This window comes from Paraburkholderia jirisanensis, from assembly GCF_054782355.1.
Genome location: NZ_BAAGSQ010000025.1, coordinates 1 through 18,601, shown reverse-complemented (window position 1 = coordinate 18,601; position 18,601 = coordinate 1). Strand labels below are relative to the sequence as shown.

Below are 18,601 nucleotides of genomic sequence, written 5' to 3'. Positions count from 1 at the left end.
GCGCGTAGGTGCGCTACCAGATATGCGGCACGAACCGGTAGCGCACACGCGCCGCGTATTCGCGATAGCCGTCGAGTTGTTCCATCAGTTGCCGCTCCTCGAGCACCGCGCGGTAGCCGATCAGCGCCACCAGCAGTGGCACGAACGCAAGCCCCCACCAGGAACCCAGCAACAGCGGCGTGCCCACGATGAACAGCAGCGCAACCCCGTACATCGGGTGACGCACGTACGCATACGGCCCGCTATCGATCACCTTGTGGCCGCGTTCGCGCTGGATCTTGACGACCGGCGCCGCATAACTGTTCGCGCGAAACACCGGCTGCACGCCAACGATGCCCGCGCAGATCGCCAGCGCGCCAAAGACGTTGAGCCATAGCGGCATTGCCGACCATTGCAGACGCACGGCGTCGACGCCCATCAACACTAGCCAGCCGTACCAGCCGAGGCCGGCTGCGGCCATGAACAGCTTGTCCCAGGAGCGCTGCTCTGCCTGCACGAACGGTGCGAGCCGCTCGGCCAGCAAGGCGGGATCGCGGCGCGCGAGCCACAGCCCCATCCATACGCCGAGCACGCCGATTTCCAGCAGGTAGAGCCAGGCGGCCGGCCAGTGGAGCGTGCCAGCTGCGCCGAATAGCGCGAGACCCATCGATGCGAGCCAGACGATCGTCTGGATCAGCAGGCGTGCGATCATCGCGTGCCTTCGGCTGGCGCCTGGGGCTTGTGTGCCTCGTGTGCCTCGTGTGCTGCTTGCTCGGTTCGTGGATCGCGCGCTGCTTGCTGCTCGCTGCGGCTCACAACGCGCTCGAACAGCTCCGCCAGATCGATACCACGCGCATCGATACCGAATTCGTCGCGCAGACACGCATCGAGCTCGAGCGCGCCTGTAATGCGCCGCTCTTCCTTGCGGCCGTCCGGCGTGCGTTCGGTGTACAGGTCGTTGAACAGCACCCGTCGCGCCGCCGGCGCGATCCGGCATGCGACCAGGTTCGCAACGAAAAACGAGTCGGGATGCGTCGACACATACCAGTTCATCACTTCGTAATCGATCGGTTCGGTGCGTTGCAGATCGAAGCGATACACCTTCGCCCACAGGTCGCCGGTTTTCACTTCGAGATCGAACGCGTCGCGCGCCGCGGCGGCGAAACGGTATGGCTCGAGCGTGGTTGGCTGCGCTTCGCCGGCCACCAGCCGCAGCGGCGCCGTCGGCGTGACGAGGCCGAAGCCGACGTCGGTCATCCATGCGTCGTCGCCGATATCGACGCGCAGCGTCATATGCGTGCGGGCCGGAACCGTGGCCGGATCGCGGCGCCATAACACTCGCGCGGACAGCGGCGTCACCGCGAAACCGAGTTGCGTCAGCACCTGCGCAAACAGCAGATTGTGCTCGTAGCAATATCCGCCGCGACGCTGCTCGACAAGCTTGGCGACGAGCTCGGGCAGCGCCAGCAGCACGCGCCGGCCGGTCAGCGGGTTCAGGTTTTCGAATGGAATGGTTTGCGTATGCAGCCGCTGCAGATCGCGCAATACATCGAGCGTGGCAGCGCGGGGGCCGTCGTAACCGATGCGCGCGAAATAGCGATCGAGATCCAGCGGGGAAGACATGGTGTGGCTCCATGACTGATCGGGTGTGCCGCGAACCGGCAGTGTGGCATAGCGGCGGGCGCGAGCATAGGGGCGCTCGTCCGTGGCGTTGAGCAATGCATGAGCCAACGCGTGTGCAATGCGGATACCTGTCGGTGCCGCGCCGGATCGACGCCATGCGCTCTGTGCGCTTCGCGGGTCATCAACGCACGTCGAAGATCGCGGGCGCCGTGGATTCCGATGCGCTTAACGCCTCGCCACGAAGCCGGTCGATGTCGCGCACAGTCATTGGCGGACGCGCGCCGCGAAACCGCAGTCGCACGACGCGCGCCGCCTCACGTCCCGTTGCGCGATCAGATGCCCGTCAGACCCTGCAGGCTGATCTTCGACACGGTATCGGCCGGTTGCTCGCCGAGCTTCGTCAGCGCGCCATTGCTGCCGATCGAATACGCGACGATCTTGTCGTCGCCCGCGTAGTCCTGATACAGGAATTTGCCATCAGGACTGATCCACGAGTCGTTCGCGAAACTCGACGACGATGCCGCCGGTTGCGTCGCCGCTTCGGTCGCTGCAGTCACGTTGGCGAGCGTCAGATGGCCGGACGTATCGACCGTGAATAGCGACACCACCCCGCTACCGCTGCTGACGTACGCAAAGCGGTTGTCCGGCGTGATCACCACCCAGCACGGCGCGGTCTGCCCCGTCACGCTCACCGGACCGCTCACCACACTGAACGCGCCGTTGCTTGCGAATGCATACGAACTCGCGGTCGTACCGGCGGCCTCGGTCACGAAATACGTGCTGGATAACGCACCATTGCCGAAACGTCCACCGAACGGACCGACGCCGGCCGACGCACTCGTGACGACTGTGCCGAGCGTGCCGTCAGCGTTGATCGGAAACGCGAGCAGCTGGTTGGCCGGCTGGGTCGGCGTCACCGTCTTCAGGAAACCGTTGACGACCACGAACTTGCCGTCAGGGCTGATGCTGACTTCAGTCGGCAACGCGTCTTGCTGGACCACTGTCGACTGACCGATCTGCGTCAGCTTGCCGCTCGTCGCGTCGACCCGAAAAGCGCCCAGTTCCTGCGCTCCCTTCTGATGCGTGACGTACAGCACGCCATTCTGAAACGCGAGCGAGGTCGGCAGCACGCCGTTGGTCGGCGACACGGCCAGCAGCGTCAGCGTACCGTTGGCCGCGAGCGCGAAGGTGCTGACCGTGGCATCGCCTGCGTTGGCCACGAACAGCCGGGTCTTGTCGGGCGTGACGATCACGCTGTTGTTGCTGGTCAGCGCGTCGGGGGAGACCGTGTTGCCCGCGAAGAAGTTGACGCCATTGGTGCCCTTGCCGCCGGTCGGAATGTCGCCGCGCGAAGCCAGCGTGCCGTCCGGGTTGCGCGTGAAAACGATCAGCTGGTTGGTCGCGTCGTTGGTCTGCGCGAACAGCAGTTGCGCGGCAGCCGCCGCGGGCGGTGTGGGCGTGGCCGGCGTCGGGTTGTGGTTGTCGTCGCTGCCGCATGCGGCAAGCATGACCGCGAAGGATAAAGCGCCTGCGAGCTTGAGTCTCATGTAAGCCTTGGTCGTGGGAGGTGGAAACGCGTCGTGCTTCGCTCGCCGGATCACGCGCATGCCGCAGCTGCACCGGTCCGCGAGGGAAACGGTGCGTCGCCAGGCGTGTTGCCTGAATCGGTGAGGTGGTGAAGCAGTGAAGCGCGGCTTAGTCGAGGTGGCCGCGAAGATATGACAGAGCGGCAGTGTTTTTTATGAGCGCGCGAATGCCTGGCCCGATGCGGCTATGCGATGGGGTTGATCGCGTAAATGCTTACGCGCCCGTAAAGCGATGACAGGTCGTAGATATGTGCGTGTGTTGCGTGTGTTGCGTGTGTTGCGTGTGTTGCGTGTGTTGCGTGTGTTGCGTGTGTTGCGTGTGTTGCGTGTGTTGCGTGTGTGGCGTGTGTGGCGTGTGTGGCGTGTGCTGTGCGGCTACAGGCAGATATCGCAGGTGGTCTTACGACCTCTCTGCTCCCACGCAAGCCGATGCATTGCGGCAGTGACCGCGCGCGCATATGCATGTGCGTCACCGCGCGTGCACCGCCGCACTCAGCATGTCGCCGCAGCCTTAGAGTCCTTTGAGCGCCGAGGTCGCGATCGACGGTACGCTGATGCCGTGGCTGGTCGCGAACTGTACGGCCTGGCTCAGTGTCGACGTGAGCGACTGCAACTGCCCCGGCGCGGACTTCGCAATATACGATGCGGCCTGCGCGGTCTGCGGATTGAGCCCAGACTGCAGCAGCGACGATGGGTCCATCTGGCCAACGCTGCCAAGGCTCGACTGCAGGCTCGAGTATTGGCTCACGCCGCCGCCGAGCGAAGCGAGGCCGCTGGAGAACGCCTGCTTGTCGACGTTGCCGGAAGCCGCTGCGCTGCTCGGGTTCGCGAAGGCCTGTGTGAGCGTCTGCGACAGCGACTGCTGCGTGTTGCCGACTTGCGTGAGCTGACTCACCGACGGCGTGCCACCGCTCAGCAATCCCGCCGCCTGTTGCGCCTGGCCAGCCGGGCCGCTCAGGCCCATCGCCGATGCAAGACTCGACTGGCCCGCCAGCACCTGCTGGTTCGCACCGACATAGTTCTGCAACAGCTGCGTGACGCCGCCCGTCGACGCCGCACCGGTGGCGGCACCGGCGTTGCTGTCGCCACCACCGCCAATGCCGAATTGCTTCAGGTTCAGTTGCGCATACGCTGCGCTGCCTGTTAGCGCGACGGCGCTGGCAAGCAATGCGGCAGAGAGAAGACGTGACTTCATGCTGCACCTCCTGATCGGGTTGCTGTGTGCCGATTTACGCTGTGCGCTTTCACCGCGGCGCGCAGCGCGGATTCGTACGGATTGCGTTGCCGCGTGTGCCTTGCGTGTGACGCAGTGCGGAGCAATGACACGTTGTGAAATGCGCTGATCGATTCGCTGCGCATCGACACGGCTTGTACGCCTGGAAAAACTCACCCTCCTGGATCGTCTCACCTTGTCTGCAGTATCGAGCTTTAGCGTGCCGCGCGACCGACGACGCCCGCTGCTTCGTCACGCGCAGCGTGCCAGCACCTGTCCATCTGTCGTGCGTCGAAACGAAACGACGCATGGCAAAGACTACTCCTGGAAAGGCTCACTATCCTGGAAAGACTCACCCTCCTGGAAAGACTCACCTTGCAGTGGCAATGCCGCAAAAGGCAATTGCCGTACCTGCGTACGGTACTGCTGGGAACGATGTTTTGTTTGCCTGATGTCGACGGGTATCGACCGGGGTCACGTGCATCGACTGCTAACGTCGATACAGATGCGAGCAGCAGAGAATCGGACCACGCGATGCGCGCCGAAACAGAAGCCGAAACAGAAAAAGGAGCGGAAGCAGAAGCAACCGGCCGCGCACAGCGAGCGCACGAGACCGGGCCCCGGGGAACCGCGCACCGTCGCGGCATGGCGCCGCGACGGTGCACATCTCGAGCGTCACTGCGGCAGCACTTCGCCCTTCGTCTCCGGAGCGAACGGAATAATGAACAGCCCGACGATGAACGCGATCGCCGTCAGCGCTACCGGCACGCCGAGCGTATGCATGTTCAGCACCGCCGCGCCGAGCAGGAAGTTCACCCCCGCGCCGACGAAGCGGCCGAACGACGTGCAGAATGCAAACGCCGTCGCCCGCACGCGTGTCTCGAACTGCTCCGGCAGCCACAAGCTGAACAGCGCGAAATTGCCACCGAAGAAGCCCATCACGAACAGCAGCGCAATGAACGGCATAAGCCCGTTCGGTAGATAGAACGCCCAGCCGAAGCTCAACGCAATCGTCACCGCCATGCCGACAAAGTAGATCGCCAGCGTCTTCTTGCGGCCGATGCGCTCGGCGAGCGGCGGCAGCGCGAGGCAGCCGAGGATCGTACCGATCGACAGCAAGCCGGTGGCGACCGACGCCATCCGGGTCGCGTCCAGCTTGTCCATGCCGGCGCGCGTCGCGAGCTGGATCACCGCCGACGGCTCATACACCGCACCCGCCCACAAACCGATAATCGCAATCGTCAACAGCGCGCATGCAACCCACGTGCGGCGTCGATAGGTCGGCCCGAAGATGTCGTGCAGCGGCTTGGTGCGCACCGCGTTTGCCTCGGCCTTCTGCCACTTCTCCGATTCCTTCACGCGCGTCAGGATCAGGATGGCGACCACCACCGGCACCGCGCCGGTCAGGAACATCGCGCGCCAGCCGAAGTGCACACCGACCGTATAGTTGAGCGCCGCGGCGAGAAAGAAACCTGCGTAATAGCCGGTCTGCAGATAGCCCGCGCCCATCTTGCGCCGGTCTTCCGGCCAGGCCTCCGCGACGTAGGTGCCCGCCAGCGCCCACTCGCCGCCAATCCCAACACCCGCGATAAAGCGATAGATGCCCAGTTCCCACACGTTATGCGCGGTGGCCGACAGCCCCGTGAAGATCGCGAACACGAAGATCGTGCCGGCCAGCACCTTGGTGCGGCCGAAGCGGTCCGCCAACGGCCCCCAGATGAACGACAAGCCCCAGCCGACCAGAAACAGCGCAAACAGGATCGAGCCGGCAAGGCCGATGTTGGCGGGCGTCGCCGCGTAGCCCGAACGGGGTAAGAGTTCGGTCAGCGCCGGGGTCAGGACCAGCGCGTAAATAAACGAGTCCATCCCGTCGAGCGTCCAGCCGGCCCATGCGCCCCAAAAGCCTGCAATCTGCGAACGGTTGAGCGGCGTTCGGCGTCGCGCAACGCCGGCGCGGTCGGTCATTGAATCCATGATGCTCCTCCAGTACTGCGGTTGTGATGCGTACGCCGCGTGATCACGCGGATGCGGCGCGCGCCTTGGTCCCCCGTTCCCTGATGCTGACCGTGCGAGCCATATGGCAAGCCATACGGCAAGCCGGACGACGAGCCGCACTGATACGAAAAGCTCGTGCCTGCGTTCAGGTGAATTGCAAAAACCGTAGATCGATCGGGCTGGTAATTTGCGATTTTTATATATAATATTTGATGTCATGAACAACGCAACCGATGGTTTTCCCCTGGCAAGCGGCCCGCGCGCCTCGCGCACGCCGTTTCTGCCCACCGCCAGCGCGCCGCGTGCCAGCACGTCGCGGGTGATCGCGGACGCGTTACGCGCCGCCATCGTCGACGGTACGCTAGCGCCCGGAGCGCCGCTGCGACAGGACGCAATCGCACGCCACTTCTCGGTCAGCGCGATTCCGGTGCGCGAGGCGCTGCGCCAGCTGGAGAGCGAGGGCTGGGCCAAGGCGGCGGTTCACAAGGGCGCGACGGTCGCACCGTTGTCGGCCGACGAAGCACGCGAGATCTACGAAATCCGCTCGGCGCTCGAGAGCCTCGCGCTCGGGCTTGCGATTCCTCATCACACGGATGCAACGCTTGCCGAAGCCAGGCGCCTGTGCAAAGCCGCCGAGGGCGAGCCGGACCCGTCGCTGTATGTGGCGGGCAACGAGGCGTTTCATATGAGTCTTTATGCGCCGTCGGGCCGCCCGCAGCTGATCGACATGATCGCCACGCTGCATCGGCGCGGCGAGCGTTACCTGCGGCTCAAATTCGGCTTTCCCGAATACAAGGGCGAGTCCGACCACGAACACGTCGAGTTGCTCGACGCGATCACGCGCCGCGACGTCGCGGCCGCGCAGGTGCTGGTCGCCGCCCATCTGATCGGCACCGGTGAATTGATCTATCGTTTCCTTACCGAACGCGCGCAGGCAGAAGCCGCAGCGGCGCCGCAACGAAAAGCGCGCAAGCCACGCACGCCCCGTGCGGCGCGCGCGCACCATTCAACTGCAACTTCTTCCGGGAGCTGATCTGCCCATGAATCCACGACTCGAACCGGCCAGTGCGAGCGCGGCCACCAGCACGGCTGCCCAGACACCCGCCGCGCGCTCATGGACCACGCGGCGCGACGAAAAGGCACGACGCCTCGCCGCCATCGCCCCGTGGCTCAAAGACGGCATCCTGCCCAGCGAACGCATCGTCGACGCGCTGCAGTTGCTGATCTGCTCCGGCGACCGCGTCGCGCTCGAAGGCGACAACCAGAAGCAGGCCGACTTTCTGTCGCGCTCGCTCGCGCAGCTCGACCCCGCCAAGGTGCACGACGTCCATCTGCTGATCTCCAGCATCAGCCGGCCCGAGCATCTGACGCTGTTCGAAAAGGGCATCGCGCACAAGATCGACTTTGCGTTTGCCGGCCCGCAGAGCCTGCGCGTCGCGCAGCTGCTCGAAGACAAGAAGCTCGAGATCGGTTCGATCTATACGTATGTCGAACTGTATGCGCGGATGTTCGTCGATCTGACGCCGCATGTCGCGCTGCTGTGTGCCGAGAAAGCGGACCGCCACGGCAATCTGTACACCGGCCCGAATACCGAAGACACGCCGACCATCGCCGAAGCAGCCGCGTTCCGGCACGGCATCGTGATCGTGCAGGTCGACGAGATCGTCGATGAACTGCCGCGCGTCGATATTCCGGGCTCGTGGGTCGACGTGGTCGTGAAGGCCGACCGGCCGTTCGCGGTCGAGCCGCTGTTCACGCGCGACCCACGCCACATCGGCGATCTGCAGGTGCTGACCGCGATGATGGTGATTCGCGGCATCTATGAACAGTACGGTGTCAGCGCGCTGAATCACGGCATCGGTTTCGATACCGCGGCAATCGAGTTGTTGCTGCCAACGTATGGCGAATCGCTCGGGCTTAAGGGCAAGATCTGCCGCAACTGGACGCTCAATCCGCACCCGACGCTGATTCCGGCAATCGAATCCGGCTGGGTCGAAAGCGTGCATTGCTTTGGCAGCGAAGTGGGCATGGAAGCGTATATCGAAGCGCGGCCCGATGTGTTTTTCACCGGCCGCGACGGCTCGCTGCGCTCGAACCGCGTGCTGTGCCAGCTGGCCGGTCAATACGGCGTCGATCTGTTTATCGGCTCGACCTTGCAGATCGACGCGGATGCGAATTCGTCGACGGTCACGCGCGGCCGGCTGGCGGGCTTTGGCGGCGCGCCGAACATGGGTCACGATCCGCGCGGCCGGCGTCACTCCAGCGAAGCGTGGCTGAAGCTGCTCAAGCAGGGGCAAGGGCCGATCGCGCGCGGACAGAAGCTGGTCGTGCAGCTCGCCGAAACCTACAAGAAAGGCGGCGAACCGACCTTCGTCGACGAGCTCGACGCGGTAGCCGTCGGTGCGAAAAGCGGCATGCCGATCGCCCCGGTGATGATTTATGGCGACGACGTCAGCCATGTCGTCACGGAAGAAGGCATTGCGTATCTGCACAAGGCAGAAGGCGTCGACGAGCGGCGCGCGGCGTTGGCGGCAGTGGCCGGCGTCACGCCGATCGGTTTGCGCGCGAAGCCTGAGAAGACTGCGGAACTGCGCCGCCGCGGCGTGGTGGCTTATCCGGAGGATCTCGGGATTCGCCGTGGCGAGGCGAAGCGCTCGCTGCTGGCTGCGCGCAGCATCGACGATCTGGTGACGTGGTCAGGCGGGCTCTATGCGCCGCCGGCTCAGTTCAGAAGCTGGTGATGCATGATGAGCGCGGCGACGATTTCCATGGGTTGTGCGGATGCGGTGGATGCCGCGAATCGCGTGGCGGACGATGCAGGTGCGAAAGGCGACGCACAGCAGCGCTCCGCTTCGCGGGATGGCATGCTGGACAGCGCGACGCCAATGCCGATGCGTAGCGCGCGTCGCAGCGCGTCGGCGCGGCGTACATGCTCCGACGCGGATCTCGCGCAGCACGCCGTCGCGGCGCTGATCGAAGAAGCGGAGCTGACGCCCAAACCGGCACTCGTCGACGGTCGCGGCAGCGGTGCGCATCGCGATCTCGATCTGCCGCTGATGCGGCGCTCGGCACGCGCGCTCGAAGCAACCTTCGATGCGCTTGCGCGAGCAGCCCGGCACCGTATTCCGTCGGGGACACTGCGCGCCGAGCTGGCACAGATCGGCCGTGCCGGCGAGCAGGCGATGCTGCAGGCAACGCATGGCAGCAATGCGCATCGCGGCGCGATCTGGATTGTCGGGCTGCTGGTGGCGGGTGCGGCGATGGCCGAGGCGGCGCTGTGCGGCGCTGCCACCCTGCCCGCTGGCTCCGACACCCTGGCACACGCCGCAAGCATCTGCTCGCTCGGCGCGCAGATCGCCTGTTTCCCCGATCGTTTCGCGCCGCCCGCCGATAGCAACGGCGAGCGGGTGCGGCTGCGCTATCGCGTCGGCGGTGCACGCAGCGAGGCGCAGCACGGCTTCCCGCATGTGATCGAGGTCGGCCTGCCGGCGCTGCTGCACGCCCGCGCACAAGGCATCGGCGAAAACGCAGCGCGCGTCGACGCATTGCTCGCGATCATGGCGGCACTCGACGACACCTGCCTGCTGCACCGCGCCGGCCGCACCGGCCTGCAGGCGGCGCAGCGCGGCGCGCAGCGCGTGCTGGCGGCCGGCGGCAGCTCGAGCGAGGCCGGCAAGGCAGCGCTCAACGTACTCGAGCGCACGCTGATCGCGCTCAACGCATCACCGGGCGGCGCGGCAGACCTGCTCGCCGCGACGCTTTTCCTCGACAAACAGTTACGTCAAGCCTTCACCGGGAGTACCTCAACATGGAACACCTGACGTTCGAGTATCCGGCGCAACGCGCCCTCAAGGCCCGCGCGCATGTCGGCGTGGTCGGCTCCGGCGACCTCGAGGTGCTGCTGTCGCCCGCCGCCGCGATGACGGCGACGGTCGAAGTACGCACCAGCGTCGACGGTTACGGCCATATCTGGAAGAGCGTGCTCGACCGCTTCTTCCAGCGCTATGACGGCGCGGCACACATCGAAATCAACGACTTCGGCGCGACGCCGGGCGTGGTCGCGCTGCGGCTCGCCGAGGCAATCGAGACGCTTGACGCCAACGGCGGAGGAAGCAACCCATGAACACCCTTGCCAGCCCTGCTGCACCGCGTCTTGCGGACAGCTTCATCGAATTGCCGGCACGCGAGCGCGTTCGCGCGCTGCTCGACGCCGGCACGTTCCGCGAACTGCTCGGTCCGTTCGACCGGATCGAGTCGCCGTGGCTGCCGCTGCAAGGCATCGTCTGCCAGGCCGACGACGGCGCGGTGATCGCGCGCGGCACCATCGACGGCCAGCCGGCCGTGGTCGCCGCGCTGGAATCCGCGTTCCAGGGCGGCAGCATCGGCGAGGTGTCGGGCAGCAAGATTGCCGCGGCACTCGAGCTCGCGCTGCGCGACTGCGAACGCGGCCGGATCGTGCGGCCGGTCATCCTGTTCGAAACCGGCGGCGTGCGGCTGCAGGAAGCCAATCTCGGGCTCGCGGTGATCGCCGAAATGCAGGCGGCCATCGTCGCATTGCGCCGCCACGTGCCGGTGGTCGGCGTGATCGCCGGGATGGTCGGCTGCTTCGGCGGCATGTCGCTCGCCGCTGCGCTGACTTCGCATCTGGTCGTCACGCGCCAGGGGCGGCTCGGCATGAACGGCCCCGAAGTGATCGAACAGGAAGCCGGCATCGAAGAACTCGATTCGAGCGACCGCCGCCGCGTGTGGCAATTGATCGGCGGCGAGCAACGCGCGGCTACGGGCCTTGCCGACAGTCTCGTCGAAGACGATGCGCACGCAGTGCGTGCGGCCGTCGCGCAGGCATTCGCGCAGGGCCTCGCCAGCGCGCCGCGCACCGAACAGGTCGAGACGTATCTCGCGCGGCTTGCCGAGATCGATCCGCAAAACGTGACGCCCGAATCGATGCGTGCAGTGTTTCATGGCGCGTCCAAATCAACGCGCAAGGAGTAATCGTGAGCGACACTCAATTGACCCGTGGCGCGCGCTGGTTCCGCGCGCTTGCCGGCGATGCCACAACCACTACGCCGGCTCCCGTGTGGAGCGGTGATGCGCCGCTCGGTGGCGAGGCCACGCGCTTCATCACCGTCGTGCCCGATCCGCAGAACCGCTTTGTGCGCGCCACCGACAATGTTGTTGGACTCGAACAGGGCTGGCTGCTGGCTCGCGCGGTACGCGACGCGATCGCGCAGGATGCGCATGCGGAGCGGCGGCGGCCAATCGTCGCGATCGTCGACGTGAAAAGCCAGGCCTACGGCTACCGCGAGGAGATGCTTGGCGTCCACCTCGCGTGTGCGGCGGCTGTCGATGCTTATGCGACTGCTCGCGACGCCGGCCACCCGGTGATCGCGCTGATCGTCGGGCCGGCGATGTCGGGCGCGTTTCTCGCGCATGGCTATCAGGCCAACCGGATTCTCGCGCTCGATGCGCCCGGCACGCTGGTCCACGCGATGGGCAAGGAAGCCGCCGCACGCGTGACGCGGCGCACCGTCGCCGAACTCGACAAACTCGGCGAAACGATCGTGCCGATGTCGTATTCGATGACGTCGTTCGCCAAACTCGGCCTGCTCGACGAACTGATCGACAGTATCGATGCGGATGCGCCGACTGCTGCACATATTGAACGCGTGCGCGTCGCGCTCGCCCGGGCGGTGAGCGACGCGCGCGGCGACTCGCGCGGGCTGGCGAGACGGCTCGATAACCCGGCCGCGCAGAAGAATCGCGCGGCGTCGATCGAGGTGCGGCGGCGGCTCGCCGAACAGTGGGACGCTGCGTGATGCAGGTCTGCTCGGCGCCGCCGTTTACTGCTGATGATGTGCGGGCGGCGGCTGAAGGGGCGGGATGTGGGGTGTCTGGGGGGAGGCCCGCTGGTGCCTGTGGTGACGTATCCGGCGATGTCCGTGATGGGCCGCCCGGTGGCGTGCCAGACGGTGCCTCATCTGGTGACGTGTCCGGCGGCGTGTCCGGTGTGGTGCCCACCGGAGTTGCTGGTGGGGCGTCAGGTGCAATGCCCGGCGGCGCCTCTGGTGCGGCGTCCGGCGATATGCCCGGCGCCGCCGTTAGTGGCGTGCCCGGTGGTACAACCGGTGCAGCGGCTGATGATGCGTGCGGAGGGACGCCCGATAGTACGCCCGGCAAGATGCACGACGCCAGCGTGCGCTGGCAGCCGCACGATGTGTTGCGGCTCGCGCGCCTACCGTCGCTGGAAGGCGAGCCCGCGTGGGTACGCGATTCGTTTTCACGCGCGCCCTATGCCGTCGTGCGGCGCGCGCGAAGCGCGGCGGGTTTCGTCGCGATCGGCATACGCGGCGCGACCCGCTCGCATCGTTACGGCACGTGGGTGGCAGCCAGCGACGTCGAGTGCGCATTCGCACCAGAGGCGCTGCTGGCACATCAGCCCGCCGCATCACGCAGCGTACTGCCTGTTTTCGTCGCGCTTGCGGCCATGCGTGCTGCGCCCGGCTGTCTCGCGCAGTTCTCGTGGGGTCCGGCGGGTAGCGCCGGCTTCGAGCTCGCAACGCAAGTGCCGACCGTCACCACATCGAGCGATCTCGATCTGCTGATTCACGCGCCCGACAGGCTGGCGGTGAGCGTAGCGCAGCAACTGCTGGGCGAACTGCACATGCATGCTGAACGCGCGCAAACACGTGTCGACGCGCAACTCGAAACACCTGCTGGCGGTGTTGCGCTCGCCGAACTCGCCGCGGACAAACCACACGTGATGGTACGCACCGCGTACGGCCCACGGCTTATGACCGACCCGTGGGCCCCGATAACGGAGCCGGCTTGATGCTCGCCTATCTGTTCCCCGGCCAAGGCGCCCAGACCGAGGGCTTCCTGCATGTGTTGCCCGACCATCCGGCGGCCACGGCGACGCTCGACGAAGCGTCCGACGTGCTCGGCCTCGACGTGCTGACGCTCGATACCGCCGCGGCGCTGCGCTCCACGGTTGCCGTACAGATCGGCATTGTGGTGGCCGGTGTGGCAATCACCCGCGCTCTGGCCGCAGAACAACTGACGCCTGAAATCAGCGCAGGCCTCTCCGTCGGCGCGTATCCCGCAGCGGTCAGTTGCGGCGCGCTGGCATTTGCGGATGCACTGCGGATGGTTCGCAAGCGCGCCGAACTGATGCAAGCCGCTTACCCATCGGGCTATGGCCTCGCCGCCATCGCCGGACTAACCGAGCACCAGGTGGAGACGCTCGCAGCATCCAGTACGCACGCTGGCCGCCGCGACGTGTTCGTGGGCAACGTGAACGCGCCCCGCCAAATCGTCGTAGCCGGCGCGACGGCCGCCCTCGATCTATTCGTTGAGCGCGCGCTCGCAGCAGGCGCGCGCAAGGCAACGCGACTTGCTGTCAGCGTGCCGTCGCATTGCGAACTGCTCGCCGATGCCGCCGACGAACTCGCAGCGTGGTCGCGCGACCTGCCCTTTCACGCGCCGAGCAGTATCTACGTCGGCAACCGCGGCGGCCGGCCGCTGCACACTGCCGATGCGATTCGCGATGATCTCGTCACGAATATGCGCCACACGGTTCGCTGGTTCGATGCGCTGACCGTGATGATCGAAATGGGCGCCAATGTTTTGCTCGAGGCGCCGCCGGGGCAGGTGCTAACCGATATCACGCGCGAGCAGTTCCCCGATACCGTCGCGATCGCCGCGAGTACGCTGACCTTCGACCGTCTTGCTGCGACGCTGAAACGGCGCATCGGCATCAGCTGAAACCATCGAATTCGCGATGCCGCTGCCGTTCGCCTAGTCGACGAAAATTTCCTGCAGCGTGGACAATGTCGATGCAAGCGCAGCGTCGGAAATCGTGCCCATTTTTTTAATCAGTCGATCTTTGTCCACCGTGCGAATCTGATCGAGCAGAATCAGCCCGCGCTTGCGCGCGAAGGTCAACTGAACGCGAAAGGGCGCCGGGCGGCTGCCGGTTGTCATCGGCGCGACGATGACGGTACGCAGATATTCGTTCAACTCCGGGGGCGATACGACGACACAAGGCCGCGTTTTCTGAATCTCACTGCCGACGGTAGGATCCAGCGCAACGAGCCAGACCTCACCGCGCTCTACCATTTGAACCCCGCATCGTCCGCGTTCGGAAACTCGCCCATGACGAGGCTATCGTCGCCCGCCGCGGCGACCGACCGGCTTGCTTCCGCCCAGCCTTCGCGCGCACGCTTTTGCGGACGGCGCAGCACCAGCGCATTACCTTCGATTTGCATGTCCACTTCGTCCTCCAGCCCAAGCTGAACCAAGATCGGTTTCGGGATCAGTACACCATGTGAATTGCCCATCTTGCGAATCGTGGTTTTCATGGTGACCTCGATGTGAGAAATGCTAAGTGAAGCGAAGGGAAAAGTAAATACATTGTATGCACATCATAGCATGGCCGAATGGCATAGGCAGGATCTGATGCCCACATGCGCGTCAGAAGTTTATGCGCATAATTTTTAAAAAATATTTTCCTTTTTACCGTAAACGACAGCGTCAGGCTTCGCCAATCCGGGCGGCCGCCAGCGTTCAGGCGCGAGGTGTTACAAAGCGGAACGTCAGATTGATGCGCTCGCCCTGCACTTTCAGCTCTTTTGGGACCCGGTGCCGCCATTCCAGCTGGGTATCGCCGCGCATCACCAGCAGGCTGCCGCTCGTCAACCGGAACGATTCCGTCCTGCCCGTGCGGTTGTGCTGCAGGTCGAAGCGGCGCGCGGCGCCAAGACTTATCGACGCAATCACCGGACGCTTGCCGAGTTCGGCCTCGCGGTCCGCATGCCAGCCCATGCTGTCTGAGCCGCTGCGATAGCGATTCAGCAGCACACTGTTGAAGGATGTGCCGCACGTAGCCTCGGCTTGCGCCTTCAATTGCGCCACCGCCGGTGTCCATGCATCGGGCACGTTCCGAATCCCCGAGTACACATAGATGGCGTCCGGCTCGCCCTGCCATGCCGTCAGCCGCGGCAGCGGCACACGGCCCGCAGGCGTGTTCATCGTGTCTTGACGCCAGACGACCTCGTCGACCAGCCGAGCCATGATTGACGCTGCCGCGTCGGCGGCTAGCCAGTCCGGGTACCACGCGACATCGGGCGTGGGCAAATCGTCGAATAGATCATGCATCTGTGGAACACCGACTATGTCGTGCAATGTTGGTCGAAACGCAGACTATTATGGATCTGGCGTGCGTAGCGATCTGCAAAAAGTGCATGCGCCACTGCCCGCGCCCCTCTTCTTTTCCAGCCCTCATCATGACGCTAACCGACGACGACCTCGACATCATCTTCCGCCGCGCGCGCACCCACAACGCCTGGCAACCCAAACCAGTCGACGATGCGCTGCTCAAGCGCGCCGTCGAACTCGCCCTGCTGGGACCAACATCCGCGAATTGCAGCCCTGCGCGATTTGTCTTCGTCAAGACAACCGACGCGAAGGAACGCCTGCGCCCGGCACTCGCCGCAGGCAATGTCGACAAAACGATGGCCGCGCCCGTCACGGCGATCGTCGCGATGGACATGGCGTTCTACGATCATTTGCCGAAGCTGTATCCGCACGCGGACGCGCGCAGCTGGTTCGCCGGCAACGAGCGCGCGATCGCCGACACCGCGTTTCGCAACTCGACGTTGCAAGGCGCTTACCTGATTGTCGCGGCTCGCGCGCTCGGGCTGGATGCGGGGCCGATGTCGGGCTTCGACAACGACATGGTGGATGCGGCGTTCTTCGCCGGCTCGCCCGTGAAATCGAACTTCCTCGTGAATCTGGGCTATGGCGATGCGTCGAGGCTTCATCCTCGCAGCCCGCGTTTTACCTTCGACGAGGTTGCACGGATCGCCTGAGCGAGCGCGTCAGGCGAGCGGGTGATCAAGCGATCAGGTGGTCGGCATCGCTATGTAAAGGGCCAGTTGGATGGTCAGGGAGCTCAACGCCTACTTAACGTCCGCTTGACGTTGACATGAATGCGCACCTGATCGGCCCCGATGCCGCGCGCGCCGCATCGCAAGGCGCCATGGGCTGTCAGCGGACATCGCGCCGCGCTGGCGTTCTGCCGGTAGAATGATTGGCCGGCCAATCGATGACTCATTCATCAGCGCGGACACCGCGGCAGTGTCCGCCTCTTCGCGCCCGCTCACTCTTCTATGCGCATATCCGCTTTTTTTGTTCGCCTGATTTCGATCGGCGTTCTGCTGCATGTCTATGTTGGTTTTCGGCTGATTCCGGACTTGCCGGTTGGCATGGCGGGCCGTTGGTTAGCGGTACTGTGGCTGGTGCTGTCGTGTTTGCTGATTCCGCCAGGCATGATGGCACGCAGGTTCAAACGGCAAGCGCTCGGCGACCGGTTCGCATGGATCGGTCTGCTGGCGATGGGGTTCTTCTCATCGCTGCTGGTGCTGACGTTCGTGCGCGACATCTTTCTCGCGTCGCTGTTGACCGTGGATGCTATCTGGGCTGGCTCGGTACCGATCGCAAATTGGCGGCCAGCCACTGCGGCTGCAGTACCGTTGCTCGCGCTGCTTTCTACCGCGGTTGGTTTTTTCAATGCACGGCGGCGAGCGCGAGTCGTCAACATCGAAGTGCCGATCGCGGATTTGCCCGAAGCGCTCGAGGGCTTCACGATCGTGCAGATCAGCGATATCCACGTGGGACCGACGATCAAAAGCCGATATGTTGATGCGATCGTCGACGCGGTGAATCGTCTAAAGCCCGACTTGATCGCAGTGACCGGCGACGTGGTGGATGGCACAGTCGCACAGCTCTGCGCGCACACTCAACCCTTGTCGAGGCTGAAAGCGCGGCACGGTGCGTACCTGGTAACGGGCAACCACGAATACTATTCCGGCGCGAACGCGTGGATCGCGGAGTTTCAGCGTCTCGGGCTGCGCGTCTTGCTCAACGAACACGTCGTGGTGAATCACGACGGAGCGCAAGCGGTCATCGCAGGCGTCACCGACTACACGGCCGGACACTACGACCCAGCGCACCAAAGCGATCCGGCAGCCGCGCTGGAAGGCGCCCCCGGCGACGTTCTGATCAAGGTGCTGCTGGCACATCAGCCGCGCAGCGCTGAAGCTGCGGCAGATGCCGGGTTCACGCTGCAACTGTCTGGCCACACGCATGGCGGCCAGTTTTTCCCGTGGAACTTCTTTGTACGGCTGCAGCAGCCGTTCACGGCAGGGCTCGCCCGCCTCAATGGGCTTTGGGTCTACACCAGCCGGGGCACCGGCTATTGGGGGCCGCCCAAACGCCTCGGCGCCCCTTCTGAGATTACGCGCGTGAAATTGACGAGTGGAGTTTAAGTGAAGCAGCCGGGTCGACGATGATGTTGCGCGAGGTGCGAGGCACGCGCCTCGCGTCGCCGAACACCGTGTGCACCGCCTATTGCGCAGCCGCTACCGACACGGTTGCGGTTGCCGCGTAATTGACCTGTACGTGCATGCCCGACGCCAGATCTCGGGTTTGCGAAGCGTCGCTTACCTGAATGTGGAACGTGTTGCCTTTAGGACCCTTTAGGGCGACGACGCCAGTTTTGCGATCAACCGTGACGATCTCCGCTGCGGCCATGGCATTGTTCTGAGCGGCATCGCCCTTTGAAGAACCAGCCGGCAAGATGACCGCGGCGCGCGTCATTCGGATGCGGACGTTATCTCCAGCGCGCAGATCCGACAACTTCGTGGTTTCGGGACTGACGTTGAACGTGGCCTGACCGCTAGCCGCGTCTTTCACGGTGATGGTGTGTGCGACGGGGTCGATCGCCTGCACGATACCCTCGGCCTGCAATACGCTGATGCCAGCGATGGGGGCCGACGACGCGGAAGATGAGACAGCTGGTTGAGCTGCCTCGGAGATCCATGGCGCAACAGCGATCAACGCTCCGGACATTACAGCGGCAACAGCAAGCTTTTTCATGCGAACCTCGGTTAGTAGTCAGCAATGTAACAACGGTTCGCAGCAGTTTGTTTTTCGAGATGTGTTATGTCAATTTTTGGGATCCGAATCATTTCGAGATTGGGACCCTCGACGGATGTCGCTGGAAAGAGGCGCCTGCGATGGTCTAAGGTGATTCGAGATTTCGAGCCGTAAACGCACAAACCCCGCCATTTATGGGGCGGGGTTTGTGGTGCTGCATAAGGAGCCTGACGATTACCTACTTTCACACGGGCAATCCGCACTATCATCG

19 protein-coding genes are annotated in these 18,601 nt (G+C 64.6%); 10 read left to right on the top strand and 9 right to left on the bottom strand.

What is annotated here, in order from left to right; all coding sequences use genetic code 11:
- Positions 1-13 precede the first annotated feature (13 nt).
- The 5 genes from ACYVNQ_RS12020 to ACYVNQ_RS12000 all read right to left on the bottom strand — a co-directional run bounded on the left by ACYVNQ_RS12020 (position 14) and on the right by ACYVNQ_RS12000 (position 6,375).
- On the bottom strand, positions 14-691 hold the full coding sequence (locus ACYVNQ_RS12020; protein ID WP_460902725.1) for a methyltransferase family protein: 678 nt from the start codon (positions 689-691) through the stop codon (positions 14-16).
- Positions 688-1,602, bottom strand: coding sequence for an arylamine N-acetyltransferase family protein (locus ACYVNQ_RS12015; RefSeq protein WP_460902724.1), 915 nt, complete (start codon positions 1,600-1,602; stop codon positions 688-690). The genes ACYVNQ_RS12020 and ACYVNQ_RS12015 overlap by 4 nt, the downstream gene beginning before the upstream one ends.
- A gap of 332 nt (positions 1,603-1,934) precedes the next feature.
- Positions 1,935-3,149 carry a lactonase family protein gene (locus tag ACYVNQ_RS12010; RefSeq protein WP_460902723.1) on the bottom strand — a complete coding sequence of 405 codons (1,215 nt, stop codon included), beginning with the start codon at positions 3,147-3,149 and terminating at the stop codon, positions 1,935-1,937.
- Between the two features lie 550 nt (positions 3,150-3,699).
- The gene (locus ACYVNQ_RS12005; protein WP_460902722.1) at positions 3,700-4,383 is read right to left on the bottom strand and encodes a hypothetical protein; all 684 of its coding nucleotides are present in this window, start codon (positions 4,381-4,383) and stop codon (positions 3,700-3,702) included.
- Positions 4,384-5,076: 693 nt separating this feature from the next.
- A complete protein-coding gene (locus tag ACYVNQ_RS12000) occupies positions 5,077-6,375 on the bottom strand; it encodes an MFS transporter (protein WP_460902721.1) in 1,299 nt (432 codons plus the stop codon).
- Between the two features lie 238 nt (positions 6,376-6,613).
- Here ACYVNQ_RS12000 and ACYVNQ_RS11995 point away from each other — a divergent pair, with 238 nt between their 5' ends.
- From ACYVNQ_RS11995 to mdcH, 8 genes are all read left to right on the top strand, one after another.
- On the top strand, positions 6,614-7,429 hold the full coding sequence (locus ACYVNQ_RS11995; RefSeq protein ID WP_460902720.1) for a GntR family transcriptional regulator: 816 nt from the start codon (positions 6,614-6,616) through the stop codon (positions 7,427-7,429).
- 7 nt (positions 7,430-7,436) lie between these two features.
- Positions 7,437-9,137, top strand: a complete 1,701-nt coding sequence (gene mdcA, locus ACYVNQ_RS11990; protein WP_460902719.1) for a malonate decarboxylase subunit alpha — start codon at positions 7,437-7,439, stop codon at positions 9,135-9,137.
- A gap of 144 nt (positions 9,138-9,281) precedes the next feature.
- A complete protein-coding gene (locus tag ACYVNQ_RS11985) occupies positions 9,282-10,217 on the top strand; it encodes a triphosphoribosyl-dephospho-CoA synthase (RefSeq protein WP_460903561.1) in 936 nt (311 codons plus the stop codon).
- The gene (locus ACYVNQ_RS11980) at positions 10,205-10,519 is read left to right on the top strand and encodes a malonate decarboxylase subunit delta (RefSeq protein ID WP_460902718.1); all 315 of its coding nucleotides are present in this window, start codon (positions 10,205-10,207) and stop codon (positions 10,517-10,519) included. The genes ACYVNQ_RS11985 and ACYVNQ_RS11980 overlap by 13 nt, the downstream gene beginning before the upstream one ends.
- Positions 10,516-11,388, top strand: a complete 873-nt coding sequence (locus ACYVNQ_RS11975) for a biotin-independent malonate decarboxylase subunit beta (RefSeq protein WP_460902717.1) — start codon at positions 10,516-10,518, stop codon at positions 11,386-11,388. Before ACYVNQ_RS11980 ends, ACYVNQ_RS11975 begins: the two co-directional genes overlap by 4 nt.
- 2 nt (positions 11,389-11,390) lie before the next feature.
- Positions 11,391-12,212, top strand: coding sequence for a biotin-independent malonate decarboxylase subunit gamma (gene mdcE / locus ACYVNQ_RS11970; RefSeq protein ID WP_460902716.1), 822 nt, complete (start codon positions 11,391-11,393; stop codon positions 12,210-12,212).
- 362 nt (positions 12,213-12,574) lie between these two features.
- Positions 12,575-13,225, top strand: a complete 651-nt coding sequence (locus tag ACYVNQ_RS11965) for a malonate decarboxylase holo-ACP synthase (protein ID WP_460902715.1) — start codon at positions 12,575-12,577, stop codon at positions 13,223-13,225.
- Positions 13,225-14,157 carry a malonate decarboxylase subunit epsilon gene (gene mdcH, locus ACYVNQ_RS11960; RefSeq protein WP_460902714.1) on the top strand — a complete coding sequence of 311 codons (933 nt, stop codon included), beginning with the start codon at positions 13,225-13,227 and terminating at the stop codon, positions 14,155-14,157. The genes ACYVNQ_RS11965 and mdcH overlap by 1 nt, the downstream gene beginning before the upstream one ends.
- A gap of 33 nt (positions 14,158-14,190) precedes the next feature.
- On the opposite strand, the gene ACYVNQ_RS11955 is transcribed toward mdcH, so the two are convergent.
- From ACYVNQ_RS11955 to ACYVNQ_RS11945, 3 genes are all read right to left on the bottom strand, one after another.
- Positions 14,191-14,511, bottom strand: coding sequence for a type II toxin-antitoxin system PemK/MazF family toxin (locus ACYVNQ_RS11955; protein ID WP_460902713.1), 321 nt, complete (start codon positions 14,509-14,511; stop codon positions 14,191-14,193).
- Positions 14,505-14,753 carry an AbrB/MazE/SpoVT family DNA-binding domain-containing protein gene (locus tag ACYVNQ_RS11950; protein WP_460902712.1) on the bottom strand — a complete coding sequence of 83 codons (249 nt, stop codon included), beginning with the start codon at positions 14,751-14,753 and terminating at the stop codon, positions 14,505-14,507. The genes ACYVNQ_RS11955 and ACYVNQ_RS11950 overlap by 7 nt, the downstream gene beginning before the upstream one ends.
- 205 nt (positions 14,754-14,958) lie before the next feature.
- On the bottom strand, positions 14,959-15,549 hold the full coding sequence (locus ACYVNQ_RS11945) for an alpha-ketoglutarate-dependent dioxygenase AlkB family protein (RefSeq protein WP_460902711.1): 591 nt from the start codon (positions 15,547-15,549) through the stop codon (positions 14,959-14,961).
- Positions 15,550-15,677: 128 nt separating this feature from the next.
- Between ACYVNQ_RS11945 and ACYVNQ_RS11940 the strand changes: the two genes are divergently transcribed.
- A complete protein-coding gene (locus ACYVNQ_RS11940; protein WP_460903560.1) occupies positions 15,678-16,262 on the top strand; it encodes a malonic semialdehyde reductase in 585 nt (194 codons plus the stop codon).
- A gap of 300 nt (positions 16,263-16,562) precedes the next feature.
- Positions 16,563-17,720: a metallophosphoesterase gene (locus ACYVNQ_RS11935; protein ID WP_460902710.1), complete on the top strand. Its 1,158-nt coding sequence runs from the start codon at positions 16,563-16,565 to the stop codon at positions 17,718-17,720.
- 79 nt (positions 17,721-17,799) lie between these two features.
- On the opposite strand, the gene ACYVNQ_RS11930 is transcribed toward ACYVNQ_RS11935, so the two are convergent.
- Entirely contained in the window at positions 17,800-18,330 is a 531-nt protein-coding gene (locus ACYVNQ_RS11930) for a hypothetical protein (protein WP_460902709.1), read from the bottom strand.
- Positions 18,331-18,601: the final 271 nt, after the last annotated feature.

Bases quoted from the DNA above. Each gene is read 5' to 3' on its own strand.
- ACYVNQ_RS11940 (WP_460903560.1), top strand. From the start codon at position 15,678: ATGACGCTAACCGACGACGACCTCGACATCATCTTCCGCCGCGCGCGC.
- ACYVNQ_RS12020 (WP_460902725.1), bottom strand. From the start codon at position 691: ATGATCGCACGCCTGCTGATCCAGACGATCGTCTGGCTCGCATCGATG.
- ACYVNQ_RS12015 (WP_460902724.1), bottom strand. From the start codon at position 1,602: ATGTCTTCCCCGCTGGATCTCGATCGCTATTTCGCGCGCATCGGTTAC.
- ACYVNQ_RS11995 (WP_460902720.1), top strand. From the start codon at position 6,614: ATGAACAACGCAACCGATGGTTTTCCCCTGGCAAGCGGCCCGCGCGCC.
- ACYVNQ_RS11945 (WP_460902711.1), bottom strand. From the start codon at position 15,549: ATGCATGATCTATTCGACGATTTGCCCACGCCCGATGTCGCGTGGTAC.
- ACYVNQ_RS11950 (WP_460902712.1), bottom strand. From the start codon at position 14,753: ATGAAAACCACGATTCGCAAGATGGGCAATTCACATGGTGTACTGATC.
- ACYVNQ_RS11935 (WP_460902710.1), top strand. From the start codon at position 16,563: ATGCGCATATCCGCTTTTTTTGTTCGCCTGATTTCGATCGGCGTTCTG.
- ACYVNQ_RS12010 (WP_460902723.1), bottom strand. From the start codon at position 3,149: ATGAGACTCAAGCTCGCAGGCGCTTTATCCTTCGCGGTCATGCTTGCC.
- ACYVNQ_RS11985 (WP_460903561.1), top strand. From the start codon at position 9,282: ATGCCGATGCGTAGCGCGCGTCGCAGCGCGTCGGCGCGGCGTACATGC.
- ACYVNQ_RS12005 (WP_460902722.1), bottom strand. From the start codon at position 4,383: ATGAAGTCACGTCTTCTCTCTGCCGCATTGCTTGCCAGCGCCGTCGCG.
- ACYVNQ_RS11955 (WP_460902713.1), bottom strand. From the start codon at position 14,511: ATGGTAGAGCGCGGTGAGGTCTGGCTCGTTGCGCTGGATCCTACCGTC.
- mdcA (WP_460902719.1), top strand. From the start codon at position 7,437: ATGAATCCACGACTCGAACCGGCCAGTGCGAGCGCGGCCACCAGCACG.
- ACYVNQ_RS11965 (WP_460902715.1), top strand. From the start codon at position 12,575: ATGCACGACGCCAGCGTGCGCTGGCAGCCGCACGATGTGTTGCGGCTC.
- ACYVNQ_RS11980 (WP_460902718.1), top strand. From the start codon at position 10,205: ATGGAACACCTGACGTTCGAGTATCCGGCGCAACGCGCCCTCAAGGCC.
- ACYVNQ_RS11930 (WP_460902709.1), bottom strand. From the start codon at position 18,330: ATGAAAAAGCTTGCTGTTGCCGCTGTAATGTCCGGAGCGTTGATCGCT.
- ACYVNQ_RS11975 (WP_460902717.1), top strand. From the start codon at position 10,516: ATGAACACCCTTGCCAGCCCTGCTGCACCGCGTCTTGCGGACAGCTTC.
- ACYVNQ_RS12000 (WP_460902721.1), bottom strand. From the start codon at position 6,375: ATGGATTCAATGACCGACCGCGCCGGCGTTGCGCGACGCCGAACGCCG.
- mdcH (WP_460902714.1), top strand. From the start codon at position 13,225: ATGCTCGCCTATCTGTTCCCCGGCCAAGGCGCCCAGACCGAGGGCTTC.